4 protein-coding genes are annotated in these 5,023 nt (G+C 33.9%); 2 read left to right on the top strand and 2 right to left on the bottom strand.

Annotated features, from left to right (window positions below; translation table 11 throughout):
• Positions 1–144: 144 nt before the first annotated feature.
• Entirely contained in the window at positions 145–534 is a 390-nt protein-coding gene (locus ORL93_RS30580) for a spore coat protein (RefSeq protein ID WP_265960319.1), read from the bottom strand.
• 504 nt (positions 535–1,038) lie between these two features.
• Here ORL93_RS30580 and mobV point away from each other — a divergent pair.
• On the top strand, positions 1,039–2,259 hold the full coding sequence (gene mobV / locus ORL93_RS30575) for a MobV family relaxase (protein WP_265960318.1): 1,221 nt from the start codon (positions 1,039–1,041) through the stop codon (positions 2,257–2,259).
• A 264-nt stretch (positions 2,260–2,523) separates the two neighbouring features.
• Here mobV and ORL93_RS30570 read toward each other — a convergent pair whose 3' ends face one another.
• Positions 2,524–2,967: a helix-turn-helix domain-containing protein gene (locus ORL93_RS30570; protein WP_006097479.1), complete on the bottom strand. Its 444-nt coding sequence runs from the start codon at positions 2,965–2,967 to the stop codon at positions 2,524–2,526.
• An 844-nt stretch (positions 2,968–3,811) separates the two neighbouring features.
• Here ORL93_RS30570 and ORL93_RS30565 point away from each other — a divergent pair.
• Positions 3,812–3,934, top strand: a complete 123-nt coding sequence (locus ORL93_RS30565) for a YjcZ family sporulation protein (RefSeq protein WP_081811100.1) — start codon at positions 3,812–3,814, stop codon at positions 3,932–3,934.
• Positions 3,935–5,023: the final 1,089 nt, after the last annotated feature.

The raw sequence follows: 5,023 nt of genomic DNA, 5'->3' as shown, positions 1-5,023 counted from the left end.
GACTAGCCAGCACTCACACCCAAAAACAAGAGTGCACAACTAAAAACCCCTAATATTTAAAAAACTTTTTAAATAACAATTTAACCCTCTGTAGAAAACTACGAGGGGGTAATTGTTTCAAAGCGCATTCCATTTGAGGTCTAATTAATTTATAAAATTTTGAGGAAAACATTCATGAACACCAGAATTTCTCAATGAGTTAAATAAAGCTGCACTGATGATTAATATAACAATGTCATCAGTTCCATCTTCTAACTCATAGATTGCCCAGTATGCATTATCAACTGTAAAAATACATTTTCGTTCTAAGTGAAATCCAGGTGGTACAGTTGGAAGTGTAGTAACTGGTACACACACGTTTGTATCTCCTTCATCTCTGATAAAATCGAAAGTTTGCTCGTCAATTTCATAGATATTAAGTGGATCAATCTCCACACCGCTCTCTGGAACTGTAATTTCATCTTCAACTAATAGGAAAAAGCGTTCGTTTCGAAAATTGAAAAGACATCTCGCTCCAATTTCAAATGTTGCCATTTTATATTCGCCTCCTTAGCAACTTTTTCATAGATTTAAAGTCGCTTGTACATAATATGTTAGATTAATAGATTTGGTTAAGGCATGTACCTGTGTAAATATGGAACGTTCATAATTATGTGTTGGTCAATCAAAACGGACCTAGCGAAGCAAAGGGAGTATTTGACTTGACCAACTGAACGATACCCAAACCCTCTTGGCACTGAACAAACGATTGTTTGTTCCTGCCAACCGGCGAGGGAGCCCCTCAAGGATTGAGGGGTTGGGGAGTTCGATTAAGGGGGTCTGGGGAAATCTTCCCCAGTGGGTTTGGGCAAAGCCCAAGGTCTTATTCGGCGAAGCCGAAATCCCCCTTAGGGGGGCACACTCTTTACGATAGTAAAGTATAGTGTGCTATACTTTACATGGAAGTCCACCGAAAAACAGTAGAGAAGTATATATACTTTATAGAGTGGTCGAGAACAAAATAAAGAGGAAAAATAGAACAAGTTGAGGTGAGGATTCGTGAGTTTTGCCATTTGTAGAATGCAGAAATTTAAAATGCGAGATGTGAAAGGAATCCAGATTCATAATCAACGAGAAAAAGAGAGTCATACAAATCCTGATATTGAAAAAGAACAAAGTCATTTAAATTATGATTTACATAATGATCAGTACATTGATTATTTAAGAACAGTGAAAGAAAAAATTGAACAGAATGTAGAAACCAATCGAGCGATTCGAAAAGATGCAGTTGTGATGTGCGAATTTGTGGTAACAAGTGATAGAGATTTCTTTGAACGTTTAAGCGAAGAAGATCCAGATTCTCAAAAAGAATTCTTTGAGGAAGCCTATAGCTTTCTTAAAGAACGATATGGAGAACAAAACATTGTACATGCAGCGGTACATCTGGATGAAAAGACACCTCATATGCATGTAGGGATGGTTCCGATAACGGAAGAAAAGAAATTATCGGCAAAACAAATCTTTAACCGTAAAGAGTTAGTCTCGCTCCAGGATGATTTTCATGCTCATATGGTAGAGAAAGGTTTTGATTTAGAACGTGGAGTATCTAGTGATAAAAAACATATTGAAACCGCACGTTTTAAAGCTTTGACAGCAAAAGAAGAAGTACAAGTGTTAGAAGAGACTCTTTTAGAGAAAGAGTTGGAAAGGCAACAAATAGAGAAATCTATGAAACAGATGAAAAATCGTTTAAATGCTTTAAAAGGAGCTGTTAAAGTAGGAAAACAAGTAGAAGAGATGCCTGTGAAAGAAAAAGGGGGTCTCATACGCTCTAAAACGGTTGAAATTGGATTAGAAGACTTTCAAAGGATTAAAACCCTTGCAAAGGCGTCAGAGGCCTTTAAAAGGGAAAATAAGACGTTACAGAGACAAAACCATGCGTTGGAAGCGAATAATACAGACTTACATACAACTGTAAAACATTTAGAAAAAGAGAAAAAAGAATTAGAACCATATAAAGCCAAATATGAGAGACTTCAAAAGTTATTTATACAAATGCAGGAGTTTTATAAAGAACGAATCCCTCAAGGATTGGAGAAATTCCAACAAATTGTAGGATACTGTAAGAAAAAAGTGAATATCACTTTAAATCCCTTTAGTAATACTCGATTTAGTGAAAACAATTTAACAGAACATGAAAGAAAAGGATATGATCTTGCTTCAAAAGATTTGCAACAAAAAAGAAAAGGTAAAAATAAAGACATGGATTTAGAAAGATAAATTTTTAGAAAATGTGTTTTTACTAGATACACATAAAAAAAGACAAACATAAATTATATTATGTTTTGGTATACTCTCCTTGATCTTATAAAAAAGACAGGCATATATTGTATTAAGTTATTCATTCAATTCCTTACGCGATGATAAAAAAAGACCAAAAGTGTGTATAATCCTTTTGGTCTTTTTTTATGAACTTAATAAATATGGTAATTTAGTTTATGAAATTTATGTTTTAACAGCACGAAATTTTTAGATTAGTATCAACTATTTTATAATTTTAAGGTGTTTTACTTCTTTTCGGACTTGTTCTAAATTTTTATCCCGTCCTCTAAAAGCAAATGAAGGATCTAAACGATATGTATTAGAAGCACCTACTTTAGGACCTTTAACTAAAATTCCATGATTAGAAAGTTCTTTAATTGCTCTTGAAACATGGGGAGGTTTCATTCCTAATTCTTCAGCTATGTCTTTTTGCCTAATTCTTAACCAATTTTCATAATCTAGTTTTGATAATAGGATCATATAAACACGCAATGTTTCACCTTTTAAATTGAGTTTTGCAACATATGTTAATCCTTCTTGAAACACCATGACCCAATCCCCCTTATAAACTTTTTTCTTTTTAGCTGGAGTTAATAAATATTGTTGGATTTCTCCTGTTTCTTCATCAGGTACTTCGATAAAGATATCTTTATCTAATGATGACATTACTTTTTAACCTCCCTCTATGTAATAGTTACCGTATATGGTAACTATTATACATACCAAATATGGTAACATCAATACCAAATATGGTAACTATTATGTTTAAAAAAACCTTATAGATAAAGGCTTTTTTTAATTCCCCTTGTGTCTTTTATAATAAGAGCTAAAAATCCCACTTAAAATCTTGTAATTTTAAGTGGGATTTTTAGCTCTTATTTTGCACTAGTGAACATATATGTTCACTAGTGCAAACGTCTTGTTTAGATTGATAAAACAAGACGTTCACAAAAACAACAAAAAAATGAACACCTTGTTTCCTTATGTTCACCCCTAGGGTGAACATAAGGAAATTATAAACCCATATTTATCAAGGGTTTTCGAGGCTATCCCTTCTATATCTATTAATACTCTTTTCCAATTCGTTCCCACACGACGAGCCAACCTCCATCCCAAAAACAAAGTAAAAGGACGAAAAATCACAAGGCGGTATTATCTTAACTTTGTGTGATTTTTCGTCTTTTATATTTTAGGGGTACAGACCACAAATCGAAAAAAAACTACGCTAAGCAAATTTCGATATAAAATGATGGCGGTACACCTTTATGAAAAAATCTCCACACAATGTGCAGGGATCCAGTGTAAACCCATCCTTTTGAAAGGAGCACCTTCAGAATAATGTATCTTAATTTATATTATTAAAAGTAGAGTGATTTAAGTCGGAGGAAGGCATCTTAGGGTGTCTTTTTTTAAGACTCGCTCATATATCCTTTAAAAACATAAGATAATGTAAACCGTTAAAACACATTGGCATCCCAGTTAATACCCTCTTACTTAAGGAGGAATTATTATGGGTTTTGGAGGTAGTTGTGGCGGCTTTGGTGGCGGATTTGCTTTACTAATTGTGCTGTTCATCCTGCTAATTATCATTGGTTGCAGCTGTTGGGGTGGCGGATTCGGCGGAGCTTGCTAAAAACAATTAGAAAAGGCACTCAATGAGTGTCTTTTCTTTATGAAAAGATCCCCACACAATGTGTAGGGATCCAGTTTAAAACAATACTATGTTCATAAAAACAAGGAGGATACTAATAAAAAAATCAAAACCCTATATAGTGGGTTTTGATTTTTTTATTAGGAAAGATAATGATTGAGAGTGTTGGATTAAATATTATTGAACTACAAGGGTCTCTACAGGCTGTTTTTGAACACTCGTAGCTTTTTTTAAAAGGGATTAGTCCATCAGATTTATTAAATGAATAATTCATGAGGTCCCCTTTCGATGGCTCTATTGTAGGTTAATTTCACAACAAGTAGGCTGTTGTATATTGTCAGTGTATGCAGGGTACAAAATTGTGTATATAACTAGATAAGCCTCTTTTTTTTATTTTTTGTTTGATATATAAAAAAAGAACCCTATCAAATATTAGGGCTCTTTTTGGGGGTACACGCAGTTAAAACATAACAATCTCCTACCACAATTAATATTATGTTCGTTGCTGTTATATTCATTCGAAATTAATAAAGGAAATGATTAAACGCTTAAATATAAATTAAGTGTTTACGAAACAAGAGTTAAGTAACTACTTAAAAAAAGTTAAGTGGGTAAAACGCCCAAAACCACTGATATATTTAGGTTTTTCCCACTTTTTTGTTTCATTTACTCTCTTCTATAATCAAAAAGGCTTTTCTCCATGCAATGGTCAGGTAGTATTTTTTGAGAACCCCACTCAAAAAATCTCCACCATTTCTCCATTGCACTCCGAAATTCGGCAGGTGTGAGCATATCGCCAAGCCGAACATACCAAAAACAAGAAATTAGGTTGTTCGACTTGAATTAGCAATTATACCTGCCGAACCGCTTTAATTTATCGACCAGAGCAATCGGCTTTTTCTATATCTTAGTTACGTTAAGTTCGTGGGGTTTAGCCCCCACACGACTAGCCAGCACTCACACCCAAAAACAAGAGTGCACAACTAAAAACCCCTAATATTTAAAAAACTTTTTAAATAACAATTTAACCCTCTGTAGAAAACTACGAGGGGGTAATTGTTTCAAAGCGCA

The organism is Bacillus sp. DHT2, assembly GCF_026241455.1.
Lineage (GTDB): Bacteria > Bacillota > Bacilli > Bacillales > Bacillaceae_G > Bacillus_A > Bacillus_A pseudomycoides.
Note: the sequence above shows the minus strand (reverse complement) of the source record. Positions and strands in the feature narration are given on the sequence as shown.